Below are 1186 nucleotides of genomic sequence, written 5' to 3'. Positions count from 1 at the left end.
GTGGCCGCGTCCGCGCCCGACGTACACGCCGGGAACGATCACGGTGACCGCGCTACACCACTATGCGGGACTCAACTAAAGCCGCGGCCGTCGTCCCCTTCCAAGTAGCAGTCCGTGAGGGAGACGGACGGGTGCGTAACGGCGCTCAGCATTCTGTAGAACGCATAGAAGTCTTTGGCGCCAAGTCTCTCCAGCAACCTGTTGAACCGCCTCGCCTCTTCTGTCGCCGAGGTCGGCTTTAGATCGTCTTCGGCATGCGCAACTTGGTCGGCATGTGCCGCGAACCACGGAGTTTCGCGCATGGTGTTCTGGAGATTGTTCCTCTGACGAATCTCTTCGTTCAAGAAGGCGGCGGCGGCGTCCTCCACCTTGTCGACCCACAGAACCGTCATCGCCGACTCCAGGATGGCGCGAACGATCGGCATCTGCACTGGACTCAGTTCGGTGGGGAGATGGGGTCGCAGGAACTTGGCGCACTCGTACACGTGCGAGGTCAGCGCGAGCACAACCGCAGCCTGAGGGAGCGTCTTGCGCTGTCGCGATCGGAGTTTGTGTTCACCGGTCTCGACGTGGGCCTCCCAACTGCTGAGCAGCTCATCCACTACGGCCATGACCGTCTCCGTGGAAGGGCCGGGGCTTTGGGTCCCTTGTTGCATAGCACGCAGGGTAGCCACGTGGTCTGACTCACCACGCCGCGCGCACCGGCTTCTTACGCTGCAGCGCACGCGGCATGAGGGTGACGTCATTTACATCTACGATTCGCTCATGCGCGGCGACGAGGAGCGGGTCATTCAGGCGTTCTGTGACTTCATGAGCGCAGGGGGGTGGTCTGTCACGCGGGAGGTCGACCACGTCGATGTGGTGGCGGAGAAGGACGGATTGAAGGTGCTGGCGGAGGCGAAGGGGCGCACGGCAGCGATCGGCTTGGACGTAGACACGATGTTCGGTCAGCTACTGCGGCGCATGCCGGCGACAGGGGCTAGCGAAGGAACGCGGTTTGCGGTCGTCGTGCCGACAGCCGCTGTGAGTGCAGTCCGGCGCGTCCCCGCTTGGGTGCTTGAGGAGCTACAGATCGACATCTACGTGGTGGGTGACGACGGGTCAGTCACAGCTGTCAACGGCAGGCCAAATCTGACCCCCTGACGGCAGGTGAAAGCTGACCCCCTGCATGTCAGTTCTCTTCCTG

At 62.6% G+C, this 1186-nt stretch carries 2 protein-coding genes; one reads left to right on the top strand and one right to left on the bottom strand.

The window, feature by feature from the left end; genetic code table 11:
* Positions 1-71: 71 nt before the first annotated feature.
* On the bottom strand, positions 72-611 hold the full coding sequence (locus tag FXF60_RS16390) for a DUF5677 domain-containing protein (RefSeq protein ID WP_202879678.1): 540 nt from the start codon (positions 609-611) through the stop codon (positions 72-74).
* Positions 612-765: 154 nt separating this feature from the next.
* Here FXF60_RS16390 and FXF60_RS16385 point away from each other — a divergent pair, with 154 nt between their 5' ends.
* Entirely contained in the window at positions 766-1143 is a 378-nt protein-coding gene (locus FXF60_RS16385) for a hypothetical protein (protein WP_151527049.1), read from the top strand.
* The last annotated feature ends 43 nt before the right edge of the window (positions 1144-1186 follow it).

It is taken from the genome of Serinicoccus kebangsaanensis (assembly GCF_008919445.1).
GTDB lineage: Bacteria > Actinomycetota > Actinomycetes > Actinomycetales > Dermatophilaceae > Ornithinicoccus > Ornithinicoccus kebangsaanensis.
Note: the sequence above shows the minus strand (reverse complement) of the source record. Positions and strands in the feature narration are given on the sequence as shown.

Excerpts from the sequence above, each read along its gene's own strand:
- FXF60_RS16390 (WP_202879678.1), bottom strand. The coding sequence starts at position 611 with ATGGCCGTAGTGGATGAGCTGCTCAGCAGTTGGGAGGCCCACGTCGAG.
- FXF60_RS16385 (WP_151527049.1), top strand. The coding sequence starts at position 766 with ATGCGCGGCGACGAGGAGCGGGTCATTCAGGCGTTCTGTGACTTCATG.